The following is a 23,378-nucleotide window of genomic DNA, read 5'->3' as shown; positions in this document are numbered from 1 at the left end:
TGACGTGTCACCCCTCCTGGGCCATGGACCCTGGAATTACCGGGTTCTCAGAGTCAGGTTCCCGGCGGCTTGCGGGGGAGGTCCACGCTGAGCACGGCCTGCATCAGGTCGACCAGCCCGGGCCAGGCCTCGGCCGACAGCCACACGCCTTCCGGCTCGTGCTCGGCGTTCATCAGGAGCGAGGAGGACTCGAAGAGCCGCGCCGACACCGCGCCCTCCTTCGGCAGCGCCCCAGACACCCGGAAGCGCTGTCCGTCCCAGCTCAGCCCCTCGGGCATCACCTGGTCGAGCACGGTGCGCAGCGCGGCCTTGCCTCCGCCCACGCGCAACACGCCCTGCACCAGCGCCGAGGCCATCTTCGACTCCTCCAGGTCCACCCGGCCCGGGGTGAGGAGCGTCAGGTGGTAGCGGCCCGACACCAGCTCCAGCCGCTCCAGGGCCACCTCCACGCGCAGCTTCCAGCCGGAGACCGCCAGCCGCACGTCATAGGTCTTCGGCAGGTGGGCCCAGTCGCCCAGCGTCAGCGGACGCACGTCGCGCAGCACCCGCCGGGTGATGGCCTCCACCCGTGCGTGGGACAAGCGCAGCCGCTTGCGAGCCACGTCCACCGACACGTCACCGGCCAGACCCACGGGCAACTTCCCCGCCCACTCCCTGGCACTGTCCCACCACCGCGAAGCACCGGACATCGCAATCGCCTCCTGGGGCACCGAGCCCTGTTATCTGGCCCGGGACACACCTCGGATTCAAGCGAAGCGACACGCCCCCCGCTTGGTACGTTGGCGGCCATGCCCTCTTCCCGCGCCCCGCTCGCGGCCGGGCTCGTGCCCCTGCTCCTGCTGGCCTCCGGCTGCGCCACGTTCGCCGCCCGCGGCCCACCGCACCCGGAGTCGCTCCCCTCGCCCGCTCAACCGTAGTGGGAGCGTGTGCACCCCGTTTCCGTGTGATTAGATACCTCCAGGCATGACGAACGGTTCCCCAGAAGGTCCCCCGCCTCCGTGGCCCGACATCCACCGGACAGTGCTCTCCACGCTCGATGCGCTGGCCTCGTCCACCGGGTGGATTCCCACCGCCGCGACCGTCGGTATCGAACCGATCTTCGAGCGCGTGCTCCAGCAGATCTGCGAGCCCCAGGGCCTGACCCCCTCGGCCTACATCGACCTCCTGACCCGGGACGCCACACTGCGTGGTGAGGTCCAGAAGCGGCTGGCGAAGTTGATGGAGAACCCGGCGCTCGTGAACATGCGCCGCGAGGCCCAGCGCCGCGAGGCCGAGCACCAGCTCCACGTCCTCCACTATCTGCTGTCGGGCCAGAAGCCCCCCGATTGGGTGTGGACGTCGCTCGACGAGGAGCAGCAGGAGCAGCTCCGCGACGCGGCCGAGTCGGGCGAGGAGAAGGACCCCGTGCTGCTCCCCCGTGTGCAGGGGGCGCTGAGGAAGCTGGCCATGACACCCACGCCGTACGGACAGTGCGAGGACTGCGGCACCGCCATCCTGCTGGAGCGCCTGCAACTGGTACCCTGGGCGGAGTGCTGCGCCGCCTGCCAGCGCAAGCGCGAGGGCGTCCCGGACGAGCCACCCGAGCCCCAGGTCCCCGTCCTCTACTTCTGAGGCCTCGCCCCCTCCACCACGCACCGGGCGATCGCGCGGCTGATGGGGTGCCCCAGCTTCAGCTCGACATCCAGGTAGATGGGCGAGCTGTTGAGCTCCAGGAACACCCAGTCGTCCCCCTGGTGCTTGATGTCGATGCCGGCGAAGGTGAGGCCGCACGCGCGCGCCGCCTCCCGGCAGAAGCGCTGGATGGGCTCGGGGAGCGGCACCTCGCGGTAGGAGGCCCCGCCGCCGCTGTAGACGGGGTCCGCCCGGAAGTCGAGGTGCTGCTCGGGCGTCTCGATGGCCACGGACGAGACGATCTCTTCGCCCACCAGCATGACGCGCAGGTCGGCGCCCGGAATGCGCTCCTGGAAGATGACGGGCGAGGCGGTGACGTCCTCGAGCCGCCCGAGCGCCTCGCCCTCCAGCACCCGGGTGACGGCGCCGCCCATGATGGGCTTGAAGATGACGTCCTTCACCTCGGCGTGGAAGGCGCGGATGGCGGCCGGATCGTTCGAGATGAGCGTCCGAGGCACCCGCGCCCCGAGGCTCCTGAGCGCGTGGAGCTGGAAGGGCTTGTACTGCATGACGCTCGCCGCATGAGGGCCGTTGACCAGCGTGACGCCCCGGTGGGCGAGCTGGAGCAACCACGCCACGTAGTACGAGGCCCGCTCGCGCGTGTGCATGAAGGTGGTGAACCAGTCCTCGTAGAGGACGAGCTCCCCATCGCGCTCCAGGGAGGGGGCGTAGGGGGCGGGGATGCCGCGGAGGTAGAAGCCCCGGACATCGTCCACCGGCTCACCGAGGTAGAGCGTCCGCCCGTCGAGCATCGACAGCGGCAGGCCCCGGTCGAGCGCATCGGGCTCGATGAAGAGCGTGTCCGCGCCGAGCGCGGCGGCCTCGCGAGCCACCGCCCTGCACTGCACATCCGCCGCCGGGCCAAAGACGCCGATTCTCAAGGCACTCCCCCGGGAATGGGACCCGCACATGGTCCGGGCCTTGCAGTCCTGAAGATGGACATCCAAGGAGGGAAATGTCGTGACGAAGACGCGGAAGGGTCCGCCGTTCATCAAGTTCGCGCTGCCCAAGCCCCGGAAGCCCGCCGACAAGCAGCCGAGCAAGCCCGACAAGCCGAAGCCCACCGATCGCCTGACGACGATGGCGGTGGGCGAGGAAGGAGGTAGCAACCGCTAGCTCCCGGCGGGGTGTCAGGCGCTGGTGCGCAGCACCTTGAGGGCCTCGCGGAAGAGAGCCTGGAAGGCGGCCTCTCCGCCGAGCCGCTCGCTGGCGGACTCCGCGGCCTTCTCCGCCTGGGGCTGCTTGTAGCCCAGGTTGATGAGGGCGGAGACCAGGTCCGCCATGTGCCCGGACACGGGCGAGGCTGGCGTCGCCTGCGCGGCCACCTGCTCCAGGTGCAGCGTCTTCACCTTGTCCTTGAGCTCCAGCACGAGCCGCTCGGCGGTCTTCTTCCCCACCCCGTGAATCTTGGTGAGGCGAGCCACCTCGCCCCGGCCCAGCGCGACCACCAGCTCCGGTATCTCCATGCCGGAGAGCACCGCCAGCGCGAGCCTGGGGCCCACGTGGGACACCGAGTTGAGCAACAGGAACAGCTCCTCCTCGGCCCGCGAGAGGAAGCCGAACAGCTCGAAGGCGTCCTCGCGCACCACGGTGCGAACCCGCACCTTCACGGACTCGCCCTCGGGAGGCAGCTTCCCGAGCGTCAGGGAGGAGAAGAAGACGCGGTAGCCCACGCCACCCACGTCGATGATGGCCTCGTCGAGGCTCTTCTCCTGAACGATGCCACGCAGTGCCGCGATCATCTCGCCTCCGGACGCCGGTAGGACGGCGCCAGCCGGTCCGCCAGCTGCGCCTGCGCCGACTTGCGGCGCGACTTCGAGACCTTGCCCCTGCTCGAGACTGGCACGGCGGCCCGGCCATGGTTGAGGTGGCAGAGCGCCACCGCGAGCGCGTCGCTGGCATCCGAGCGCTCCAGCTCCTCGAGCGAGAGGAAGGTGCACACCATGCGAGCCACCGCGTCCTTGTCGGCGGCGCCGCCCGCGCCCACCGCGCGCTTCACGCGAGCGGGCGGGTACTCGTGGACGGAGAGTCCCGCCTGGGCGGCGGCCAGCAGGGCCACCCCACGCGCGTGCCCGAGGACGAGCGCGCTGCGGGCGTTGCGGAAGGTGAAGACGCCTTCCACCGCCACGGCCTCGGGCCGGTAGAGCTTCAGGGCCGTCATGAGGGCGCCATGCAGGTCCTTGAGCCGCAGCTCCAGGGGGGCATCGGCGTCCACCTTGATGACACCATGCCCCACATGGATCAGCCGGCCGCGCCGCTCCTCCACCACGCCATACCCCATGAAACGGCTGCCGGGGTCGATGCCTAGGACGCGCAAGTGCCTCTCCGGGGACAACGGAACAGGGGTTCAGCCAGCCCTATAACGCGCGGGCCGCCCGCCTGTCGATGTGCCCTTTCCATCCCACTACGCCGAGAGCGACTCCATCAGGGCGTCATCCATCTCGAAGTTGGCGTGCACGTTCTGCACGTCGTCGTTGTCCTCGAGCAGCTCCATCAGCTTGAGCATCTTCTTGGCGTTGTCGCCCTCGAGCTTGACGGTGTTCTGGGGGATGTACGTCCACTTCTGCTCGCCCAGCTTCAGGCCCGCCTGCTCCAGGCTGGCGGCCACGGCGTGCAGGTCGGCCGGGACGGTGCGCACCTCGAAGCCCTCGTCACCGTGGTTGATGACGTCCTCGGCGCCGGCCTCGATGGCCTTCTCCATCACCTGGTCCTCGGAGGGGCCGGGCTTGACGGTGATGATGCCCTTCTTGTGGAACATCCAGTTCACCGAGCCTTCGGCGCCCAGGTTGCCGCCCTCCTTGGAGAACATGGAGCGCACGTCGCTGGCGGAGCGGTTGCGGTTGTCGGTGAGACACTCCACGAGCACGGCGACGCCGCCGGGACCATAGCCCTCGTAGACGATCTCCTCGTAGGCGGCGCCCTCGAGCTCGCCGGTGCCCTTCTTGATGGCGCGCTGGATGGTGTCGTTGGGCATGTTGGCCTCGCGCGCCGCGGCGATGGCCACGCGCAGCCGAGCGTTACCGTCGGGGTTGCCCCCTCCCAACCTGGCGGAGACGGTGAGCTCCTTGATGACCTTGGTGTAGAGCTTGCCCTTGCTCGCACCCATCGCGGCCTTCTGCCGCTTGATCTTCGACCATCGGTTGTGACCGGACATGGTGGGATGACGCTCCTCGACGATGCGACGCCGCGCCTTCTCGCCCGGACGGGGAGGCGGAGTCAAACACCGAGAGATAACTTCTGGCGCGGCGCCGGGCAGTCCGGCTCAGGCCGCCTGGGAGGGCCCCGTGGACTCGAAGGCCTCGGAGAAGGGCTCCTCCTCCTCGGGGTCCAGCACCGGCTCGAAGAAGGGCGGGATGACGAGCGGCGGGGGCTCGCGCTCGGCGATGAGGTTGGCCGGGACCAGCACGCCCTGGGCGTACAGGCACGTCACCGCCTCGAGGGTGGTCACCTCCGGCAGACTGCACTCCAGCAGGGCGGTGTGCACGGTGCGCTGGCCGTCGAAGAGACGGATGACCTGACCGAGGTCATCGGGCAGGGACTTGAGCACGTCGGCCAGCCGCTTGAAGTCCACCATGAGGCGGGCGGACAGGGGGATGCCGAGGGAGCACAGGGCGGAGAAACGCTCGGCGGCGGGTAGCAGCAGCGAGGCGTAGATCTTCAGGTTGATGAGCGGCTTGCCCTCGGCGGGCACGTCCCCGAAGGACACGGCGTAGGCACCCGAGCCGAAGAAGAGCAGGCGGCGCATGGCGGTGAGACCGCGCTCGCCGGAGAAGGAGGCATCCACCACGTGGCCCTGGCGGAAGGAGAGCCAGCCCTCGTTGTCGCGCAGCTCGACGCGGCCGGCGCGGGAGCCGCACAGGAGCGAGTGGACGACCTGGGCGAGGGGCAGCCGTGCGGTATGGGCCTCGTAGGCGGGGGTGGAGGTGCTGCGGCCCGCCTTGAGACGGGCGAGCGACACCACCACCTCCGAGGGCGGCTGGAGGAGGTAATCATCGGCGCGCACGGCATCGGCGAGCTCGCGGTGGTGGGGCTCCTCGTAGCGCGAGAGCAGGTAGACCGGGAGGTGCTCGGTGCGGGCGTCGGCGCGGAGCTTCTCGCACAAGGCGAAGCCGTCCAGACCATCTCCGGAGGGCTCGACCTGGGCGATGACGAGGTGCGGCAGAGGGCAGCCCGGACCGAGCTCGCCGAGGATGTCCTCGACGGAGGGAGCGGCGAGCACCTCGAAGCCGGCGCTGACGAGGCCCAGGGCGAGGGAGGAGCGCGCGTCCTTGTCGGACTGGACGAGCAGGACGCGGGGACGGAAACGGGTGGAGCGCCGACGGGGGCTGACGTCGGCGGAGGCGGACGAGGCCGCGGGCTCGAGGACGGTGGCGCGGTGCGAACTGGCGACCATGGGGGGCTCCTGGAGCGACGATCCGTGGGACCGGGGTCCACTTCCAGCAAAAAACTACATTACACGAAGAATGAAGACTACCAGGAAATGCGGGTGGGCTCCGCTATAGCGGAGAAGAAGGTAGCATACCAGGACCCAAGGGCTTGAAATTGTTGGGTAAGCATCAACGGAGGGGTTGAGGAAAGGCTCGACGGGCGAGGGGGCGAGGAGCCAGAGTGCGCGGCCTATGACACGACTGATGCTGGTGGGAGTGCTCGTGCCGTGGGTGGCGGTGGCGCAGGAGACGAAGGCGCAGGAGACGACCGCGGAGCCTGCGGCGGTGGCGGTGAGTGCGGAAGCGAAGCGGGAGAACTTCGGGGCGGTGGTGGCGCCGGCGACGATGCCGGACGGGGCGACGGCGGTGTCCGGGTGGGTGGGGGTGCCGGAGATCGGGGCGGCGTACCGGCAGGGGGTTGGGGGCTGGGAGATCGGGGCGCGAGGCCGGTTCGACTATCTGCGGCTGTCGGTGACGGGGGAAGCGGTGGGGCGGGTGCAGGTGTGGACGGACACGGAGAAGTGGACGGTGGCGACGGAGCTGGGACTGGGAGTGACGGGGAACACGGGGAGCCGGTACTTCGACGAGCAGAACCTGAAGGGGTGGTTCCTGCGGGTGAATCCGGCGGTGGTGGTGAGCGGGAAGGTCGCGGAGACCGTGAGGGCGGTGGGGCTGGTGGAGGTGCCGTACGACCTGGGGCTGAGCCCGAGCGGGACGTGGAGGGTGAAGCCGATGGCGGGGGGTGGAGCGGAGATCTACCTGGGAGAGGACCTGTCGCTGTCGGCGGTGGGCGAACTGGGCGTAGACATCTTCAAGGAGCTGCGAGGGGTGACACAGACCCGCCTTGGCTACGGAGTGCGCCTGGGCCTGGGAGTGCGCCTCTTCTGAAATCCCCTTCTCCAATCAAGAACAACCCTCCCTCTCCCTCTGGGAGAGGGTCGGGGTGAGGGTATCGAACCCATCAAGTTGAATCCGTGTAGGCCCCCTCTCCCTCTGGGAGAGGGCTGGGGTGAGGGTCTACCCAAGAATCACGGGGCCCGCCTCACGACCCCACCGCGTCACCACTCTGGAATGGGAGTGACTCGAGGAGTTCCGAGGAGTTCCAGAGTCCGCAGCGCCACCTTGATAAGGGTCTGTGCGCACGGCTCACACCCACCAGCACAGCACCGAGGCCAGTGGCCCTCCGGGTTACGAAGAAGAGGCCGAACACAAGCCTCGTAGTAGCTGGGAAAAGACAGCTCCTGGCTGGCGCGGCGGAGTGCGGAATTCATCTGCTCTTCGGTGAAATCGGCCACGACCCCTTCCTATCGCAACTTCGCGCCCCGGGGGAGCGTGCCAGAGTCGCAGCCACAGAAACGAGCCCGGCTCCACTCCCAGTCTGTCGTGGTGATTCGGATTCAGAAGGTCCCTACCCAGAAATCATCGCCCCCGCGACTCCGGCGATCTCACCTGGAGCGGGAGATACGCCGTTTTGTGATCCGACTCGAGCGGCCACGGCTCGCAGGAGTTGTGCGACGAGCGCGCCCGCTCCTTGTCTTCAACTCGATCTCCCGAGGCTTGGCTCCTGCGGCAATGGCCTGGCTCGCCAGGAACTCGATGCTCCTGCGGTAGTGCACCAATTGAAATTGGCTGTCGAAAGCCAGCATGGCGAATACAAACGCGGAAAGCCGCCGGGTGTTCCGATAGAACTCCGCAGCCGACCATTCAGCCGCCAGACCGCCGCGGTCATGGAACTCCACCTTCCCGTTCCGCCGGTTCATGATGGGATGACCATGGGCGAGGGCATTTCGCACACCGCGCTCAATTCCTCGACCGAGCACTTGCAGATGGGGTCCGACCCTACCGGAACTCGCGCGATTGAGGTGGCTGGCAAGTCCCTGCTTGTCCAAGTCGTGCCACTCGACCGCTTGCCCATTCGCGATGAGCCAGACACCGATCAACCGACCGATGAGCAACTCGAAGATGGCAGCGGAGTCACGGTACTCGTGCAACAACTGGACAACAAGACCTTGCGTGAGCCGCTTGGGCTCCTGCCGGCGCCAGTGTCGAACCACTGGACCGATTCTCTGCGAGAAGTGCATCACTTTGTTCGCCGACTTCAACTGGTACCAGCCATTGAGGTTCGGACGAATGTCCCTGGTTTCCAACACAGTGGCGACTTCAGACGCCAATGCGTCCACCGCGTCACGAGCCTCGGCATACCCAGGCAATGACGACCCATCTGGCCGAGCAGCTTGCTCTTGCAGACGTCGTAACAAAATGACGCACGCATCGTACTCGCCGTGCTCGGCACTGGCCCCAAGCATCAGGCTCTGCCGAATCTCACCCTCACGAAAAGCATATCGCGCGAGCGGCGGAGAGAGTTCCTCATCCACGAGTTGCGATCCCAGAAGATAACCACGTGATGCCAGCAGGTATTGCTGAACCCTGCGTCTTATCGCGGATCGTTTTTTCTTGGAGATTGGCGGGGGTTTGATGCCAAGGAGATCCCCCAATCCGGTGAGAACCTGGGGTACCAATCGGCTGGTAAGTTCCTCACCAGCGGAAGCCAGATCCGCATACGCAAGCGGGAGCTCGGGAACGACAATTCGATCCATGGCAATCACCCTGTCCATCCTCGACCTCTAACCTCGAACCTCCACCTCGCGTACCTGCGGCGACAACTCGTTCACGGAAACCTTCACATCCAGGAAATGCGCGAACGTTTCGATTTGCGTCTGCGCATGCCCATCGAGCGGTAGCGTCCGGAACGAGCCCCCACGCGCCAGCGCGAGCAACAGCATGAGCTGATCACACAGGTGCTCGCCCACGGGCACACCGGCCTCCAGATACACCCGGGCCTCTTCCGCCGCGGACTCCGCCACGTCCTCCGCTCGCACGCCCCGCTCCCCGAACGAGGTGAACACCTCCGTGACGTGCTCGCTCTCGACCTCCAGGCTCACCACGTTCCCCGGCCCCACCGAGCGCTTCAGCTCTTCGACCCGCCGCTCATCCGGGTACCACCCGAGCTTCCTCCCCACGGTCTCCAGTTCCCTCTTGGCCACGTCGTACGGCACCTGCGCGATCATCGCCGTGGCCTGCCGCCGCACCACCTTCCCCCGCTCGGGCAGGTGCAGGGGCTTCAGCGGCGCGGGCAGCACGCTCACGCTGAACTTCCCTCCCCCCGCCGGGAAGAACCCGGGCCGCTCCAGCGTCGCCTCCACCTCCGGCCCCATCCGCCTCACGAGCGGCAGGTACGACTTCGCCAGGAAGTCGAACGGCGGCGCCGCCGGGTTGTGCGTACCGCCCTCGAGCACCAGCGTCGACGGGCCACTCGCGCTCAGCAGCGCCGGCAGCACCGTCTGCAGCACCAGCGTCGCGCTCCCCGCCGTTCCCACCGCGAAGTGGTAGTCCCCGGGCTTCACCCGCCGAGGCCGGAAGGTCAGCTCCTTCGAGTGCAGCTCCGCTCCCGTGACCTCTGCCTCCCCCACCGCCTCCGCCGCCTTCACCGCCGTGAGGTGCTGGCGCAGCAGCCCCGGCTTCGAGCGTCCCGCTCGGATGTTCACCATCTGGAAGGGTGTTCCCGTCACCAGCGACAGCGCCAGCGACGTGCGCAGCACCTGTCCTCCGCCCTCCCCCTTCGAGCCATCGATGCGAATCATTTCCGGTACCCCCAAATGCACTGTGCCAACCCATGGCCCCGATACCCTCACCCCGACCCTCTCCCGGCGGGAGAGGGAGGAGGTGGGGGATGGGGTGGATGGAGAACGTAGCGATGCCCGCTCCCTCATCCTAGCGACCGAAGTCTCGGAGAGAGCGGGCATCTCGATGTCTCTATCCCCTCATGTGTCTTCCTCCCATGCTCGGAGTCATCCCTTCACGCACACCACCTGGCGCAAGGTGTGGACGACGTCGACCAGGTCCGCCTGCGCCGCCATCACCGCGTCGATCGGCTTGTAGGCCGCCGGCGTCTCGTCGATGACCTCCGCGTCCTTCCGGCACTCGATTCCCTCCGTCGCCTTCGCGTGGTCATCCAGCGTGAAGCGCCGCTTCGCCGCCTCGCGCGACATCACCCGGCCCGCTCCGTGGCTGCACGAGTGGAACGCCTCCGCGTTCCCCTTCCCTCGCACGATGTACGAGCGCGCTCCCATGCTCCCGGGGATGATTCCCAGGTCCCCCTCCCGCGCCCGCACCGCCCCCTTGCGCGTCACCAGCACGTTCTTCCCGTAGTGGTGCTCGCGCGCCACGTAGTTGTGGTGGCAGTTCACCGCCGCCTCGGTCAGCTCGAACTCCGGCAGCTCACCGCTCGCCTTCAGCGCCTCCACCACCGAGCGCAGCATCAGCTCGCGGTTGGTCGCCGCGTACTCCTGCGCCCAGCTCACCGCGTGGATGTAGTCCTCGAAGTACTCCGTCCCCTCGGGCAGGTACGCCAGCTCCTGGTCCGGCAGGTGGATGAAGAAGCGGCGCATGTCCTCCTTCGCCAGCTCGATGAAGTGGCTTCCGATCCGGTTCCCCACCCCGCGCGAGCCGCTGTGCAGCATCAGCCACACGTGGCCGGCCTCATCCAGGCACACCTCGATGAAGTGGTTCCCCGTCCCCAGCGTCCCGAGGTGCCCCAGCTCCGGTCCCCGGTCGATGCGCGGGTGCTTGGCGATGATGGCGTCGTAGCCGGGCTTCAGGCGGCCCCAGGCCTCGCGGTGCATGGCGGGCGCGTCCTGCCACGCGCCACGGTCGTTCCGGCCGCCGTTGTCCGTCCGGCCGTGCGGCACCGCCTGCTCGATGGCCGAGCGCACCTTCCCGAGCGAGTCCGGGAGCTGCTCCGCGCGCAGCGTGGTGCGCACGGCGATCATCCCGCAGCCGATGTCCACGCCCACCGCGGCCGGAATCACCGCGCCCGCCGTCGCCACCACGCTCCCCACCGTCGCGCCGTTTCCGCGGTGCACGTCCGGCATCACGGCGATCCACTTGTGGATGAAGGGCAGCGACGAGATGGCGCGCAGCTGCTTCTTCGCCTCGTCCTCGAACGGCACGCCCAGCGTCCACGCCTTGATGGGCACCCCACCCGCCTCGTTCGACAGCACCTCGTAGTTGCGCTGCGTCTGCATGACCTGCTCCTTCGGAATCCGTCGTTCTTGCCGGCTCCCTAGAGCAGGGCGCGTGCCAGCCCGCCTCCAGAGGGAGCGGCCAAATCCCCTGCCCGTTTTCCTATCCAGCAGGATAAGGTCCTATCCCCATGGCGAAGACGCAGGCGCGCGAGACGGTGGTCCTCGGGATGCTGGGGACGACGCTGGACATGGGGCGGGGCCCCAAGCGGTGGGAGAAGTGGCGCCCCACGGTGGGCCTGTGTCAGCAGGAGGACCTGGTCGTGCACCGGCTGGAGCTGCTCACGCTGCCAGGGCATGACGAGCTCGTGCGGACGGTGACGGAGGACATCGCCCAGGTGTCACCCGAGACGCGCGTGCGCCCCACCGTGCTGACCATCCAGGACCCGTGGGATCTCGAGGAGACGTACGGGGCGCTGCTCGACTACGTGAAGGCGTACCCCTTCCAGCCCGAGCAGGAGGACTACTTCGTCCACATCACCACCGGGACGCACATCGTGCAGATCAGCATGTTCCTCCTGGTGGAGAGCCGGCACATCCCGGGGCGGCTGGTGCAGACATCACCCCCCCGGTCGGGCCGGGACCACGGGGGGCCGGGGGAGCACGCCCTCATCGACCTCGATCTGTCGAAGTACGACACCCTGGCGAGGCGCTTCCAGCAGGAGCAGCGCGAGGGCCTGTCCTTCCTCAAGGCGGGCATCGACACGCGCAACCCGGCCTTCAACCGGCTCATCGAGCGCATCGAACAAGTGGCCACCCGCTCGCGCGCGCCGCTGCTGCTCACCGGGCCCACCGGTGCGGGCAAGTCGCAGCTCGCCAGGCGCATCTATCAGTTGAAGAAGGCGCGCCGGCACGTGAGTGGCCCGTTCGTGGACATCAACTGCGCCACCCTGCGCGGGGATGGAGCCATGTCCGCGCTCTTCGGCCATGTGAAGGGGGCCTTCACGGGGGCGCTGAGCGATCGGCCGGGGCTGTTGCGCCAGGCCAATGGCGGCGTGCTCTTCCTCGACGAGATTGGCGAGCTGGGCGCGGACGAGCAGGCCATGCTGCTGCGAGCGCTCGAGGACAAGCGCTTCCTGCCGGTGGGCTCGGACAAGGAGGTGGAGAGTGACTTCCAGCTCATCGCCGGCACCAACAGGGAGCTCCAGGCCGAGGTGGAGCGCGGGCGCTTCCGGGAGGACCTGCTGGCGCGCATCAACCTGTGGACCTTCCGGTTGCCGCCCCTGCGCGAGCGGCCCGAGGACATCCCGCCCAACCTCCTCTACGAGCTGGCCCAGGCCTCGCAGGCGCTCGGAACTCAAGTGACGATGAACAAGGAGGCGCAGGAGCATTTCCTGCGCTTCGCCACCTCGCCCGAGGCGCGCTGGAGCGGCAACTTCCGGGATCTCAACGCGGCGGTGCTGCGGATGGCGACGCTCGCCCCGGGTGGACGCATCACCCGCGAGGGCGTGGACGAGGAGCTCGACCGGCTGCGCGCCGCGTGGGCCCGGAGCGGGCCGAAGCAGGTCTCGACGGTGGACCTCGTGGTGGAGGTGCTCGGGGAGGAGCGGGCCGAGGCGCTGGACCGGTTCGACCGGGCGCAACTCTCGGAGGTACTCGCCGTGTGCCGGCAGGCGCGCTCCCTGTCCGAGGCGGGGCGGGCCCTCTTCGCCCAATCACGCTCGCAGAAGAAAAGCGTCAACGACGCGGATCGGCTTCGGAAGTACCTCGCCCGCTTCGGACTGGGTTGGGCCGATGTCGCGGGGCGCGGGCTCTCCGAAGTGGCCTGAGCCCCAAAGTATGGGGTCAAATTATCGAACATCGAGAAGCAAGCAAGCAGGTATCGCGGAGCGATCGTCACTCGACGCCAACGCCGGGGCATGAGAGATGCCGGTGCGCGCGGAACGAACTGGAAGTGCAGGTGGATCGATGGACGCAGCGGTCACGCAGAGTGGAAGTACGCAGGAGAAGGCTGACCTGGGGTTGTTCCGGCTGACCTGGCCGATCTTCTTCGAAATCCTCCTGTTCATGCTGATGGGCTCGGCGGACACGCTGATGATCAGCGGTGTGTCCGACGAGGCCGTCTCCGCGGTCGGCGTGGTCAATCAGTACATCTTCATCTGCATCCTGGTCGTGGCGGTGATCAGCAACGGCGCCGCCATCGTCGTCGCCCAGTACCTCGGTGCCCGGAGGGCGCAGGAGGCGGCCAGGATCGGGGCCCTCGCCATCACGCTGAACTTCCTGCTCGGCATCACGGTCAGCGCGGGCCTGCTGCTGTTCGGAAACACGATCCTCGCGCACATGAACCTGCGCGGCCAGGTGCTGGCATATGCGCAGACGTACATGGGAATCGCGGGCGGATTCCTCTTCCTGCAGGCGCTCATCAACGCCTTCTCCAGCCTGATTCGTACGTACGGGTTCACCCGGCAGTCCATGTACGTGTCGCTGGGGATGAACGTGTTCCACATCTTCGTCAACTACCTGCTCATCTTCGGCCACCTCGGGCTGCCCGCGATGGGAGTGGCCGGTGCGGCGATCTCCACCGCCATCAGCCGCACCGCCGCGCTCCTCGTCTTCATCTGGATGCTGTACCGGGTGATGGAGGTCCGAATGGTGCCTCGGGACTATGTGACGTTCTCGAAGGAGTACATCCGCAAGATCCTCAAGGTCGGCGTTCCTTCCGCCGTCGAGCAGCTCACGTATCAATCCTGCCAGACGGTGTTCGTGTACTACGTCACCTACCTCGGCGCCACGGCGCTGGCGTCCAGGCAGTATGCGATCTCCATCTCCCAGTACGTCTTTCTGTTCAGCCTCGCGATCGGCACTGGAACCGCCATCATCGTCGGGCGGCTGGTGGGCGCGAACCGCACCGAGGACGCGTACCACCGGGTGCTGGTGAGCTTGAAATGGGCCGTGGCGCTCACCGTCCTGGTGGATGTGGTCGCCATCCTCTTGCGCAAGCCGCTGATCGGCCTGTTCACCACCGATGGAGACATCCTCCAGCTGACCTCGCAGCTCATCCTCCTGAGCCTCATCCTCGAACCCGGGCGGTCCTTCAACCTCGTCCTGGTCAATGCCCTGCGCGCCACGGGGGATGCCCGGTTCACCGTCTACATGGGCTTCATCTCGATGGTGTGCGTGAGCCTGACGCTGGGCTACGTCCTCGTGTTCAAGCTGAACCTGGGCCTGGCCGGTGTCTGGCTCGCCGTGTCAGCGGATGAGTGGACCCGCGGCCTCACCTTCTGGTACCGCTGGAAGAGTCGGGCCTGGGAGAAACAGTCGCTCGTCGCTTCGGCCGAGGAGCCCGCCGCGGTGGCGGTTGGCGGCTAAAGCGCTGGGGAACTCCGGGTTCCCTTCCGTAGGATGTCGACAATGCGAACGCGCAGGCCCCTGGTCATCGTCGATGCACTCGCCTCGCTGGCCACTGCCTTCAAGGACATCTTCCCCGGCAGCACCACCACCTCGCTGACGGCGGCCGAGCTGTCCTCCCTGCTCGAGTCGCTCGGCTCCCGCGCGGCCTTCAAGCCCAAGGTGCTCACCCTCGACGAGTCCCGGCTCGTCGCCCTCCTCTACTTCGGCCAGCCCGTCGCCCAGGGCGCCCTGCTGCTCGACCTGCGGCGCCCCGTGCGCACCAGCGACAGCCACTTCGCCCGCGCCTTCTGCCGCGTCTTCAACGACGACCTCACCCACGTCTCCGCCGCCTGGCCCCTGGATGAGCACTGGGCGTCGCTCGAGCAGACCCGCCTGCGCCGCTCCGTCGCCCGCTTCCTCAACTACCGGCCCCACAAGATGTCCAACTGGGTGCGCGCCATGGAGGACTCCATGGCCCTCACCTACGAGGGCCGCAACGTCCGCCACTGCCTCATCATCGCCCGCAAGGCCCCCAAGCTCATCCAGAAGCTCCAGAACAAGTTCATCCCCCTGCCCGGTGGCATCTCCATCGAGAACGCCCTGCTGCGCGAGAAGTGGATCCGCACCGTCGTCGACGGCCGCCGCGTCGCCCTGCTCGGCAGCATGCACTCCGGCAGCATCATCGGCTTCATCTCCCTGGCCGAGGTGGACCGCAACGACGCCGCCCTCCGCTACGCGCCCCACGAGACGCTCGTCCCCGTCCAGGCCGTCCTCGCCCATGCCGCCCATGACGTCGCCCTCGTGGCCTCGCCCCAGGGCGACCTCTTCATCCTCAGCGGCAAGGGCTCCGTCTTCCAGAAGACCCATGGCCACTGGCGCGTCCTCGACTACGAGGCCCTCCACGAGCGCATCTCCTCCCGCTTCCGCGAGGACGTCGTCATCGGCGTGCTCCGCGCCGCCATCGACCTGTCCTTCGAGCGCACCGGCGCCCTCTTCTGCCTGCTCGAGTCCCGCGAGGAGATCACCGACCTCATCCCCGACCACGGCCACCCCCTGGCCGCCAACAGCCACCTGCGCCGCAGCCTCCGCGGGCAGAACATCTCCGTCTGGGCCCAGCGCCAGGTCATCACCGCCGCCGCCGCCACCGATGGCGCCGTCGTGCTCGACAAGGATGGCAACGTCGTCGACATCGCCTGCATGGTCTCCAGCCCCAAGGAGATCTCCCGCCTCGGCGTGAGGGAGCCCAGCATGCCCGGTGCCCGCTCCCTCGCCGCCTGGCGCGCCAGCTTCCGCGGTGTGGCCGTCAACGTCTCCGAGGATGGCCCCATCACCGTCTACGAACGCGGCGCGGAGATCGGCCGCATCGGCTGAGCCGCTCCCTTCCCGGCGCCTCGTGCGCCCCCGTCTGTCTTGGAGTTCTCGTGAGGTACTTCGTCATGGTCGCGGTGGGCGCCACCCTCTGGGGGTGCTGGTCCCTCTTCCTGCGGCCCACCGGATTCTCCGGCCCCCAGAGCGCCTTCCTCGCCCTGGTGGTCATGTCCCTGCCCTCCCCCTTCGTCCTCCGCCGCCAGGCCCTCCGCGACCGCCGCGCCACCCTCGCGCTCGCCGTCATGGGCCTCACCGACGCCGCCAACTGCGCCCTCTTCTTCGCCGCCGTCCAGCGCGGACCCCTCTCCGTCGCCGTCCTCACCCACTACCTCGCTCCCCTCTTCGTCGCCCTCGCCGCCCCCTGGGTCCTCCGCGAACGGAGATCCACCCGCGCACTGCTCGGCGCCCCCCTCACGCTCGTGGGTCTGGCCCTCCTGCTGGGGACTCCCCAGGGCGGTGTCTCCGACTCCTGGACGGCGATCCTCGGCGGCGCCAGCGCCATTTTCTACATGGCCAATGTGCTCGCCGCGAAGGAGGCCTCCCGCTCCTACTCCCCACTGGCCATCACCGCCCTCCACTCCCCCCTCTCCGCCCTCTCCCTGTTGCTCGTCTTCGGACGCGAGGCCATTCCTCCCGCCTTCGACTCCCGCCTCCTCCTGGTGATCGCCGGTGGTGTCCTCTGCAGCCTCGTCGGCAACAGCTTGTTCAATGCCGGACTCCGCCGCATCCCCACCGCCGCCGCCTCCGCCCTCACCTACCTGGAGCCCCTCACCGCCGCCCTCCTCGGACAGCTCGTCTTCGGCGAGGCCCTCGGACCCCTGGGGCTTATCGGCGGGATCATCGTCCTCGCCTCCGGCGCATGGGTCGCCAGTGAGTCCCGCCAGCCCGCTCGCGTCTCGGAGACTCCGGCTTCCTCCACGGGTACGGGGTGACCCATGGGGTGGGCTCGGAGTGGGCTCGGAGTGGGGTATGGGAACGCATACCCTCACCCCAGCCCTCTCCCAGAGGGAGAGGGGGCATACACGGTCAGCCCAGGTCTTTCTCCAGTGCCGCCCGGACTTCCGCCGTGAATCCCGCCAGGAGCCGCCTCCCCGTGTCGATCAGCGGCCTCCTCACGTGGTTCGGGTTCGCCGCCAGATGTCGCACCAGCTCTTCCTCCCCCATCGCCCCCAGCTCCGCCTTCCTCTTGGGCGCAATCAGCTCCTTCACTCCTCCCAGCTTCGCCCCCAGCGCCCGGACCTCCGCCTCGCTCAGCGGCTTCTTCACCAGCTCCCGGAGCTCCGCCCTCACTGCCTTGTGCGCGAGAAACTCCCGCGCTGACTTACAACCCGTTCAACCGTTCTTGATGTAGACCGTGATGGACATGCGCTCCGTGTAGCAGTCCGTCCGCACTCCCTCAATTCCCCGCTTGCGCTCAGGGCCGGGGGAGTGGTCCTCTTTGGTGATCCCGACTGCGCCTACGGGAGCAGTACCCTCATGGAACCCTCCGTCGACAGCCGTGAGTACCGCGTCGTCTTCTTCTGCCCGACCTCGAGCGCTCAGTTGGAGCACATCGAGGCCCCCGTGCGCCGCGTCCTCACGCGCATCTCCGCCCCTCCCGCCGAGCTCGCCCCTCTCGAGGCCGCCGGTACCCTCGGGGAGGCCGGCTGGCGCGTCTACCTGGTCCGCTCCATGACCGAGCGTTCCGCCGCCCACGCCCTCGCCGCCCACGTCGCCGAGGTCGCCTCGGCCATCGCCACCGAGCTGGATACCGAGGTGCTCGGCCTCTACGTGGACGTGGCCAGCGACTCGGCCCGCATCTGCCGCTGCCTGCCCGACGAGGGCCCCGAGACCTTCGCCGGCCAGCGCCGCAACGTGCTCGACCGCACCGCCGAATGGTTGGACGTCAACCCGGCGAGCCTCTCCGCCCTCTTCCAGATCGGTCTGGAGACCGACGACGAGCCCGATGCCGAGGACCGCTTCGTCGAGGCCAAGCTGCGCGAGGCGCGCGAGCTCATGCAGCGTTATCGTCAGGGCAAATGAGGTCTCGTACCCCGGAGGATCTCTCCGGCCGCTGTCCCGCCTGCTACCTGCCCACCGCCTTCTGCCTGTGCGCCGACGTGCCCAGGGTGGACACCCGCACCGACCTCCTCGTCATCCGCCACAACAAGGAGGCCAACAAGTCCACCAACACGGCGCGTCTGGCCGCGCTCGCCCTGCCCCGCTGCCGCGTCCTCACCTACGGCGCTCCGGGCCAGCCGCCCTTCGATGTCTCCGTGCTCGCCGCGCCGGACACCTGGCTCCTCTTCCCGGATGCCCAGCCGCCTCCCCCGGGCACGCCCCCTCCCCAGCGGCTGGTGGTGCTGGACGGCAACTGGACGCAGGCCCGGCGCATGTACCAGCGCCTGCCAGAGCTGCGCCGCCTGCCCGGGCTCGCCCTGCCTCCTCCCGCCCCGGACACCCGGCGCCTGCGCCGCTCGCCCCACCCCTATGGCATGTCCACCCTGGAGGCCATCGCCGCGGCCCTCGGCGTCCTCGAGGGCGAGGACATCGCCCGCCCCCTCCAGGACATCCACGAGCTGATGATCGACCGCGTGCTGGCCTGCCGCGGCCGCATCCCCGACGACGACCGGGACTCGCCACGAAAAACCATGGCCCGCCTCCTGGAGCCCCCCGGCGCCAAGAAGCGGGCCATGTAGAATCCCGCGGGCCCCCCCGGACTCGCGGGAATAGGAAGCGCCTCCCCCCTTTGACTGCGAGGTGCCTCCCGAGGGTTGAACCGGTTCGCGGAGCAAGCCCCCTCGCTTCGCGCCACCGCCCTCGTTTCTGAGAGGCACCCTCTCATGCTTCCGCCCCGGAGGGCTGTGAGCCGGCTCACTCCAATGGTGTGAAGCCGTTCACACCCCTCGCGGTCCTGACAGCCGGGGTGGAGCTAGAACCACCACTCCACGCGGGTACCCAGGTAGTGACCGATGCTCGGCACCTCGGAGCCCGCCGACGCCACCGCCTGCAGGTAGGGCGCGGTGAGCGCATCGCGCGCGTTCTGATCGTAGAAGGCGATCGTGTAGAAGATCCGGAAGTGCGGCCGGGCCCACACGGAGCGCTGTCCCGTCGGAACGAAGGTGGGGGCGATCGACAGCTTCACCGCCGTGGCCAGCGGTCCGCCACCGGGGCGCAGACCCTGGAAGCTGGCCTCGTTGATGAGGTGGATGTTGTCGCTCAGGTACACGGTGCTGCGCGCGCCCACGGCGAAGTCCAGCGACTTGTCCGTCCGCAGACCGCTGCCACCCCGGTTCCAGTGGAGGATGCCGTACGCATTGAGGCTCAGGGCGCTGCCGAAGTTGTAGAGGAAGTGATCCACCGCCTCCACGCTCGAGGCATCCGAGTACTGCCCGGTGAGGCTCGGCAGACCGAAGGTGTCCCACGTCTGCGAACCGCCGCGGCCGCCGTTGGCGATCCGGCTGCCATAGCGCAGCGACACATCGTTGAAGCTGCCGTTGCCCAGGTCCAGGTGGGCCTTGGCACCCAGCACCCAGCCGAAGTCAGAGGTGAGCTCCCGCTCCGTCCCATCCGCCAGCCGCGCCTGCAGGGCCGGCAGCAGGTGCAGCTCGCCCAGGAAGTGGAACGAGTGACCGGCCTCCACCTTGTGCACGTACTGGCCCACGAACGTGGTGCGCTGGCGCCGGACGTCGAACCGCCCGTCACCGTCCACGTCGAAGTTGTACTGGCTGCCCGCGGTCGACGACTGCATCAGCACCGCCACGTCGGCCGGACCGTACGCGATGCCCGCGCCCTGCCCGCTCAGGTTGTTGAAGTAGAAGTAGTCGGCGATGTGCACGTCCGCGCCACGGTAGAAGCGCGCACCGGCCCACACCCGAAGGCGCGGCAGCAACACGTTGCCCGCCTCGATGTAGCCCTGGAACAGCTCGATCTGCAGGGCCGGACCGGCGCGGTTGCTCAAGAGGCTGGCGAACAGACCATTGGTGGAGAACATGGCCGGCGTCAGCACCATGTCCACGTAGGGCGCGTCCGGCTCGTCCTTCTTCTCGAGCAGATGCAGCTTGACGGTGGGCTCTAGATAGTCGCCTTCCTCGAGACGTCCACCGATGGCGCTGCCCGTCAGGTTGAACGTCCTGCCCATGATGTAGCGGCCCGAGGGCGTCCACGCGGCGCCAACGCGGCCGTACATGACGAGCTCCAGCCGATCCGCCAACAGGCTCGCGTTCGCCGACGAGGGCGCGACCGACAGGAGAACGGCACACAGCACCAGCAACGCGCGGCTGCACGCGCGCGCGAGGGGGGAGACAGCGACAAATGTCATGGAGTCAATCTCTCGATGGGGTGGAGTGGTACGGCGCCTACAGTGCGACAGGCTTCACTGTGCGAATCTATTGGGTTTTTTGCGAGATCGAGAGAAATTCCGCGCGTCCAGAAACCAACACCGGAGGGAGCATGCGCAACGTGTTGAAGAGACTCGCGGCCGCCACGATCGTCGCAGTTCCAACGTTCGCCACCGCGGAAACTGTGGCCATCTCGTGTGGCACCGTCGGGCAGGAGTTCGAGCAGTGCAAGCTGGGAGCTGAGGCCTGGGCGAAGAAGTCGGGCCATCAAGTGAAGCTGGTGAGCGGCCCCACGGACGCGAGCGAGCAGCTCACCATGTTCCAGCAGCAGCTGTCCGCGGGGGCTTCCGACATCGACGTCTACCGCGTGGACGTGGTGTGGCCGGGCCTGCTGGGCGCGCACTTCATCGACCTGAAGCCATACGTGTCCAAGGACGTGCTCGAGCAACACTTTCCCGCCATCGTGGAGAACAACACGGTAGGCGGAAAGCTGGTGGCCATGCCGTGGTTCACCGACGCGGGCCTGCTGTACTACCGAAAGGATCTGCTGGAGAAGCACGGGCAGAAGCCGCCCACCACGTGGCAGGAATTGGCCACGGTGGCCAAGACGGTGCAGGACGCCGAGCGCAAGGCGGGCAACGACAAGATGCAGGGCTTCGTCTTCCAGGCCAAGGCGGCCGAGACGCTGACGTGCAACGCGTTGGAGTGGATCGACTCCTTCCGTGGAGGCACCATCATCGGGGAGGACGGGAAGGTCACCATCAACAACCCCAAGGCGGTGGAGGCATTGAAGACAGCGGCCTCGTGGATCGGCACCATCTCGCCCCAGGGAGTGCTCAACTACGAGGAGGAGGGCGCGCGCGGCGTCTTCCAGTCCGGCAATGCGGTGTTCATGCGCAACTGGCCCTACGCGTGGGCGCTGGCCAACGCGCCGGACAGCCCCGTCAAGGGCAAGGTGGCGGTGATCGCCCTGCCCAAGGGCGGCGCGGAGGGCAAGTCCACCGGCACGCTGGGCGGCTGGCAGCTCGCGGTGTCCAAGTACTCCAAGCACCCGGAGATCGCCGCGGATCTGGTGAAGTACCTGACGAGCCCCGAGGAGCAGAAGCGCCGCGCCATCGTCGCCTCCTTCAATCCCACCATCGCCAGCCTCTATAAGGACGCGGAGGTGTTGAAGGTCAATCCGTTCTATACCAGCCTGCTCGAGACGTTCACGAACGCGGTGGCGCGTCCCTCGAAGGTCACGGGAGCCAAATACAGCCGCGTGAGCGCCGAGTTCCGCAACGCCGTGCACGCCGTCCTGTCCAAGACGGCCAAACCGGAGGACAAGTTGAAGGACCTGCAGAAGAAGCTCGAGAACCTGGGTCGGGGAGGTAAGTGGTGAGCGTTCCCAGTGGTGTCCCGGCCGCCACCACCGCCACGGCCACGCCCGCCCCGCCGCCGGCCAGTGTCTCCCAACTGTCCCGGCAGCGCGTCCGCGCGGCGTGGCTGTTCCTCCTGCCCACGCTCGTCGTGCTGGGCATGGTGGCCGGCTGGCCGTTGCTCAGAACCTTCTGGTTCGCCTTCACCAACGCGAACCTGTCCAACCCGGAGCCTCCGCAGTTCGTGGGCCTGGAGAACTTCGCCACCGTCTGGGACGACCCGGACTGGTGGCAGTCGGTGCGCAACACCTTCTTCTTCACGGGCATCTCGGTGACGCTGGAGACGGTGCTGGGGATGATGATCGCCCTCACACTCAACACGCGCTTCCGGGGACGCGGCGTGCTGCGGGCGGCGGTGCTGGTGCCGTGGGCCATTCCCACCGTGGTGTCCGCGAGGATGTGGGGCTGGATGTTCCATGACGTCTACGGCGTCATCAACGCGATGTTCCTGCACCTGGGGTTCATCGATGCGCCCATCGCCTGGACGGCGGATCCGCGGCTGTCCATGGCCGCGGTCATCGCCGTGGACGTGTGGAAGACGACGCCCTTCATGACGCTGCTGCTGCTGGCGGCGCTGCAGATGCTTCCGGACGAGCTCTACGAGGCCGCGAAGCTGGACGGGGCGGGCCCCATCCGCGTCTTCTTCAAGGTCACCCTGCCGCTCATCCGCGGGCCCATGCTGGTGGCCATCATCTTCCGCGTGCTGGACGCCATGCGGGTGTTCGATCTGTTCTACGTGCTCACCACCAACAGCAGTGAGTCCATGTCCATGGCCGTCTACGCGCGCCAGCAGATGTTCGAGTTCCAGGAGTTGGGATTGGGCGCCGCGGCGGCCTCGATGCTGTTCGCGGTCATCGCGATGTTCACCGCGGTCTACCTCGTCCTGGGACGGTCGGCGGTGGAGGAGGCGGCATGAGAAAGGCACTTCGCTGGCTGGGCCGGGCCACCTTCGGGCTGCTCGTGGTGGTCATCACCCTCTACACGCTCTTCCCCTTCTACTGGGCGGTGGTGTCCTCGCTGAAGCAGGGCAGCGCCCTCTTCGAGGTGGAGGCGTGGCCCCGCAACCCCGCCTGGCAGAACTACGTCCTCGTCTTCACCGAGCAGCCCTTCGGCAGGAACCTGTTCAACTCGGTGGTGGTGGCCTCCACGGTGGTGCTCATCTCGCTCTTCCTGGCGGTCACCGCGGCGTTCGCCCTGGGGCGCATCCGCTTCTTCGGGCGCACCCCGTTGATGCTGATGATCCTCGCCGTCTCCATGTTCCCGCAGATCGCCGTGCTCTCCGGCATGTTCGAGCTCGTGCGCTGGCTGGGCCTGTACAACACCCTGCCCGCGCTCACGCTCTCCTACCTGCTCTTCACCCTGCCCTTCACCGTCTGGGTGTTGACGACCTTCATGCGCGAGCTGCCCAAGGAGCTGGAGGAGGCGGCGGTGATGGACGGGGCCTCGCCCTGGGTCATCTGCATGCACGTCTTCCTGCCGCTGCTCAAACCGGCGCTGGTGACGACGGGCCTGCTGGCCTTCATCGCCGCGTGGAACGAGTTCCTCTTCGCCCTCACCTTCACCCTGTCGCAGGAGGCCCGGACCGTGCCCGTGGCCATCGCCCTGATGAGCGGGGCCAGCCAGTACGAGCTACCCTGGGGCCTCATCATGGCCGCCTCCGTCATCGTGACGGTTCCACTCATCGTCCTGGTGCTCATCTTCCAGCGGCGCATCGTCTCCGGCCTCACCGCTGGCGCCGTCAAGGGTTGAGCATCCAGGCAGGTA

General features: G+C 67.9%; 25 protein-coding genes. 13 read left to right on the top strand and 12 right to left on the bottom strand.

From position 1 onward, the window contains the following. Positions 1-53: 53 nt before the first annotated feature. On the bottom strand, positions 54-689 hold the full coding sequence (locus JRI60_RS18605) for a hypothetical protein (protein ID WP_204227199.1): 636 nt from the start codon (positions 687-689) through the stop codon (positions 54-56). Positions 690-788: 99 nt separating this feature from the next. On the opposite strand from JRI60_RS18605, the gene JRI60_RS54545 reads away from it, so the two are divergent. Both JRI60_RS54545 and JRI60_RS18600 read left to right on the top strand, forming a co-directional pair. Beyond that, entirely contained in the window at positions 789-917 is a 129-nt protein-coding gene (locus tag JRI60_RS54545; protein WP_275439355.1) for a hypothetical protein, read from the top strand. A 46-nt stretch (positions 918-963) separates the two neighbouring features. Next, complete coding sequence (locus tag JRI60_RS18600; protein ID WP_204227198.1) at positions 964-1,611, top strand: TraR/DksA family transcriptional regulator; 648 nt, start codon at positions 964-966, stop codon at positions 1,609-1,611. Here the strand turns inward: JRI60_RS18600 and JRI60_RS18595 are convergent. Continuing rightward, entirely contained in the window at positions 1,602-2,552 is a 951-nt protein-coding gene (locus JRI60_RS18595) for an ATP-grasp domain-containing protein (protein WP_239470601.1), read from the bottom strand. The two genes, JRI60_RS18600 and JRI60_RS18595, sit on opposite strands and share 10 nt — an antisense overlap. Positions 2,553-2,631: 79 nt before the next feature. On the opposite strand from JRI60_RS18595, the gene JRI60_RS18590 reads away from it, so the two are divergent. Beyond that, positions 2,632-2,787: a hypothetical protein gene (locus tag JRI60_RS18590; RefSeq protein ID WP_204227196.1), complete on the top strand. Its 156-nt coding sequence runs from the start codon at positions 2,632-2,634 to the stop codon at positions 2,785-2,787. 14 nt (positions 2,788-2,801) lie between these two features. On the opposite strand, the gene ruvA is transcribed toward JRI60_RS18590, so the two are convergent. The 4 genes from ruvA to JRI60_RS18570 all read right to left on the bottom strand — a co-directional run bounded on the left by ruvA (position 2,802) and on the right by JRI60_RS18570 (position 6,064). After that, positions 2,802-3,413 (bottom strand): Holliday junction branch migration protein RuvA, encoded by a 612-nt coding sequence (gene ruvA, locus JRI60_RS18585; protein ID WP_204227195.1) that lies wholly within the window; start codon positions 3,411-3,413, stop codon positions 2,802-2,804. Further along, positions 3,410-3,988, bottom strand: a complete 579-nt coding sequence (gene ruvC, locus JRI60_RS18580) for a crossover junction endodeoxyribonuclease RuvC (protein WP_204227194.1) — start codon at positions 3,986-3,988, stop codon at positions 3,410-3,412. Before ruvC ends, ruvA begins: the two co-directional genes overlap by 4 nt. An 87-nt stretch (positions 3,989-4,075) precedes the next feature. After that, positions 4,076-4,825 (bottom strand): YebC/PmpR family DNA-binding transcriptional regulator, encoded by a 750-nt coding sequence (locus tag JRI60_RS18575; RefSeq protein WP_204227193.1) that lies wholly within the window; start codon positions 4,823-4,825, stop codon positions 4,076-4,078. Between the two features lie 108 nt (positions 4,826-4,933). After that, entirely contained in the window at positions 4,934-6,064 is a 1,131-nt protein-coding gene (locus JRI60_RS18570) for a DNA-binding response regulator (RefSeq protein WP_204227192.1), read from the bottom strand. Positions 6,065-6,290: 226 nt separating this feature from the next. Between JRI60_RS18570 and JRI60_RS18565 the strand changes: the two genes are divergently transcribed. Further along, complete coding sequence (locus JRI60_RS18565; protein ID WP_204227191.1) at positions 6,291-6,986, top strand: hypothetical protein; 696 nt, start codon at positions 6,291-6,293, stop codon at positions 6,984-6,986. A gap of 170 nt (positions 6,987-7,156) precedes the next feature. Here the strand turns inward: JRI60_RS18565 and JRI60_RS53435 are convergent, their stop codons facing one another. The 4 genes from JRI60_RS53435 to JRI60_RS18550 form a co-directional block, all read right to left on the bottom strand. After that, positions 7,157-7,369, bottom strand: coding sequence for a hypothetical protein (locus JRI60_RS53435; protein ID WP_239470814.1), 213 nt, complete (start codon positions 7,367-7,369; stop codon positions 7,157-7,159). A gap of 174 nt (positions 7,370-7,543) precedes the next feature. Beyond that, on the bottom strand, positions 7,544-8,695 hold the full coding sequence (locus tag JRI60_RS18560; protein ID WP_204227190.1) for a hypothetical protein: 1,152 nt from the start codon (positions 8,693-8,695) through the stop codon (positions 7,544-7,546). A gap of 27 nt (positions 8,696-8,722) precedes the next feature. Continuing rightward, a complete protein-coding gene (rtcA, locus tag JRI60_RS18555) occupies positions 8,723-9,739 on the bottom strand; it encodes an RNA 3'-terminal phosphate cyclase (RefSeq protein ID WP_204227189.1) in 1,017 nt (338 codons plus the stop codon). A 207-nt stretch (positions 9,740-9,946) separates the two neighbouring features. After that, positions 9,947-11,182 carry an RtcB family protein gene (locus JRI60_RS18550; RefSeq protein WP_204227188.1) on the bottom strand — a complete coding sequence of 412 codons (1,236 nt, stop codon included), beginning with the start codon at positions 11,180-11,182 and terminating at the stop codon, positions 9,947-9,949. 128 nt (positions 11,183-11,310) lie between these two features. Between JRI60_RS18550 and rtcR the strand changes: the two genes are divergently transcribed. From rtcR to JRI60_RS18530, 4 genes are all read left to right on the top strand, one after another. Then, positions 11,311-12,948, top strand: a complete 1,638-nt coding sequence (gene rtcR / locus JRI60_RS18545) for an RNA repair transcriptional activator RtcR (RefSeq protein ID WP_204227187.1) — start codon at positions 11,311-11,313, stop codon at positions 12,946-12,948. Positions 12,949-13,087: 139 nt separating this feature from the next. Beyond that, positions 13,088-14,488: an MATE family efflux transporter gene (locus JRI60_RS18540; protein ID WP_204227186.1), complete on the top strand. Its 1,401-nt coding sequence runs from the start codon at positions 13,088-13,090 to the stop codon at positions 14,486-14,488. Between the two features lie 42 nt (positions 14,489-14,530). Then, complete coding sequence (locus JRI60_RS18535) at positions 14,531-15,880, top strand: hypothetical protein (protein WP_204227185.1); 1,350 nt, start codon at positions 14,531-14,533, stop codon at positions 15,878-15,880. Positions 15,881-15,930: 50 nt separating this feature from the next. Beyond that, complete coding sequence (locus JRI60_RS18530; protein ID WP_204227184.1) at positions 15,931-16,809, top strand: DMT family transporter; 879 nt, start codon at positions 15,931-15,933, stop codon at positions 16,807-16,809. A gap of 94 nt (positions 16,810-16,903) precedes the next feature. Here the strand turns inward: JRI60_RS18530 and JRI60_RS18525 are convergent, their stop codons facing one another. After that, positions 16,904-17,167 carry an ArsC/Spx/MgsR family protein gene (locus JRI60_RS18525; protein WP_204227183.1) on the bottom strand — a complete coding sequence of 88 codons (264 nt, stop codon included), beginning with the start codon at positions 17,165-17,167 and terminating at the stop codon, positions 16,904-16,906. Positions 17,168-17,353: 186 nt separating this feature from the next. Here JRI60_RS18525 and JRI60_RS18520 point away from each other — a divergent pair, with 186 nt between their 5' ends. Together JRI60_RS18520 and JRI60_RS18515 are read left to right on the top strand one after the other, a co-directional pair. Continuing rightward, complete coding sequence (locus JRI60_RS18520; protein ID WP_204227182.1) at positions 17,354-17,899, top strand: hypothetical protein; 546 nt, start codon at positions 17,354-17,356, stop codon at positions 17,897-17,899. Continuing rightward, positions 17,896-18,555 carry a tRNA-uridine aminocarboxypropyltransferase gene (locus JRI60_RS18515; RefSeq protein ID WP_204227181.1) on the top strand — a complete coding sequence of 220 codons (660 nt, stop codon included), beginning with the start codon at positions 17,896-17,898 and terminating at the stop codon, positions 18,553-18,555. The genes JRI60_RS18520 and JRI60_RS18515 overlap by 4 nt, the downstream gene beginning before the upstream one ends. Positions 18,556-18,788: 233 nt before the next feature. Here JRI60_RS18515 and JRI60_RS18510 read toward each other — a convergent pair whose 3' ends face one another. Next, on the bottom strand, positions 18,789-20,177 hold the full coding sequence (locus JRI60_RS18510; protein WP_204227180.1) for a carbohydrate porin: 1,389 nt from the start codon (positions 20,175-20,177) through the stop codon (positions 18,789-18,791). Between the two features lie 131 nt (positions 20,178-20,308). Here JRI60_RS18510 and JRI60_RS18505 point away from each other — a divergent pair, with 131 nt between their 5' ends. From JRI60_RS18505 to JRI60_RS18495, 3 genes are read left to right on the top strand one after another with little or no spacing between them, the layout of a single operon-like run. Then, complete coding sequence (locus JRI60_RS18505) at positions 20,309-21,577, top strand: ABC transporter substrate-binding protein (RefSeq protein ID WP_204227179.1); 1,269 nt, start codon at positions 20,309-20,311, stop codon at positions 21,575-21,577. Next, positions 21,574-22,530 carry a carbohydrate ABC transporter permease gene (locus JRI60_RS18500; protein WP_204227178.1) on the top strand — a complete coding sequence of 319 codons (957 nt, stop codon included), beginning with the start codon at positions 21,574-21,576 and terminating at the stop codon, positions 22,528-22,530. The genes JRI60_RS18505 and JRI60_RS18500 overlap by 4 nt, the downstream gene beginning before the upstream one ends. After that, positions 22,527-23,363, top strand: coding sequence for a carbohydrate ABC transporter permease (locus tag JRI60_RS18495; RefSeq protein WP_204227177.1), 837 nt, complete (start codon positions 22,527-22,529; stop codon positions 23,361-23,363). The genes JRI60_RS18500 and JRI60_RS18495 overlap by 4 nt, the downstream gene beginning before the upstream one ends. Positions 23,364-23,378 lie beyond the last annotated feature (15 nt).

It is taken from the genome of Archangium violaceum (assembly GCF_016887565.1).
Classification (GTDB): domain Bacteria; phylum Myxococcota; class Myxococcia; order Myxococcales; family Myxococcaceae; genus Archangium; species Archangium violaceum_B.
The sequence above is the reverse complement of the archived record's forward strand: the minus strand, read 5'-3'. Positions and strand labels throughout refer to the sequence as shown.

What these genes read in the sequence shown, in the direction of transcription:
- JRI60_RS18560 (WP_204227190.1), bottom strand. Translation starts at nt 8,695, where the DNA reads ATGGATCGAATTGTCGTTCCCGAGCTCCCGCTTGCGTATGCGGATCTG.
- JRI60_RS53435 (WP_239470814.1), bottom strand. Translation starts at nt 7,369, where the DNA reads ATGAATTCCGCACTCCGCCGCGCCAGCCAGGAGCTGTCTTTTCCCAGC.
- JRI60_RS18605 (WP_204227199.1), bottom strand. Translation starts at nt 689, where the DNA reads ATGTCCGGTGCTTCGCGGTGGTGGGACAGTGCCAGGGAGTGGGCGGGG.
- rtcA (WP_204227189.1), bottom strand. Translation starts at nt 9,739, where the DNA reads ATGATTCGCATCGATGGCTCGAAGGGGGAGGGCGGAGGACAGGTGCTG.
- JRI60_RS18550 (WP_204227188.1), bottom strand. Translation starts at nt 11,182, where the DNA reads ATGCAGACGCAGCGCAACTACGAGGTGCTGTCGAACGAGGCGGGTGGG.
- JRI60_RS18565 (WP_204227191.1), top strand. Translation starts at nt 6,291, where the DNA reads ATGACACGACTGATGCTGGTGGGAGTGCTCGTGCCGTGGGTGGCGGTG.
- JRI60_RS18535 (WP_204227185.1), top strand. Translation starts at nt 14,531, where the DNA reads ATGCGAACGCGCAGGCCCCTGGTCATCGTCGATGCACTCGCCTCGCTG.
- JRI60_RS18540 (WP_204227186.1), top strand. Translation starts at nt 13,088, where the DNA reads ATGGACGCAGCGGTCACGCAGAGTGGAAGTACGCAGGAGAAGGCTGAC.
- JRI60_RS18520 (WP_204227182.1), top strand. Translation starts at nt 17,354, where the DNA reads ATGGAACCCTCCGTCGACAGCCGTGAGTACCGCGTCGTCTTCTTCTGC.
- rtcR (WP_204227187.1), top strand. Translation starts at nt 11,311, where the DNA reads ATGGCGAAGACGCAGGCGCGCGAGACGGTGGTCCTCGGGATGCTGGGG.
- ruvA (WP_204227195.1), bottom strand. Translation starts at nt 3,413, where the DNA reads ATGATCGCGGCACTGCGTGGCATCGTTCAGGAGAAGAGCCTCGACGAG.
- JRI60_RS18505 (WP_204227179.1), top strand. Translation starts at nt 20,309, where the DNA reads ATGCGCAACGTGTTGAAGAGACTCGCGGCCGCCACGATCGTCGCAGTT.
- JRI60_RS18600 (WP_204227198.1), top strand. Translation starts at nt 964, where the DNA reads ATGACGAACGGTTCCCCAGAAGGTCCCCCGCCTCCGTGGCCCGACATC.
- JRI60_RS18495 (WP_204227177.1), top strand. Translation starts at nt 22,527, where the DNA reads ATGAGAAAGGCACTTCGCTGGCTGGGCCGGGCCACCTTCGGGCTGCTC.
- JRI60_RS18510 (WP_204227180.1), bottom strand. Translation starts at nt 20,177, where the DNA reads ATGACATTTGTCGCTGTCTCCCCCCTCGCGCGCGCGTGCAGCCGCGCG.
- JRI60_RS18570 (WP_204227192.1), bottom strand. Translation starts at nt 6,064, where the DNA reads ATGGTCGCCAGTTCGCACCGCGCCACCGTCCTCGAGCCCGCGGCCTCG.
- JRI60_RS18515 (WP_204227181.1), top strand. Translation starts at nt 17,896, where the DNA reads ATGAGGTCTCGTACCCCGGAGGATCTCTCCGGCCGCTGTCCCGCCTGC.
- JRI60_RS18575 (WP_204227193.1), bottom strand. Translation starts at nt 4,825, where the DNA reads ATGTCCGGTCACAACCGATGGTCGAAGATCAAGCGGCAGAAGGCCGCG.
- JRI60_RS54545 (WP_275439355.1), top strand. Translation starts at nt 789, where the DNA reads ATGCCCTCTTCCCGCGCCCCGCTCGCGGCCGGGCTCGTGCCCCTGCTC.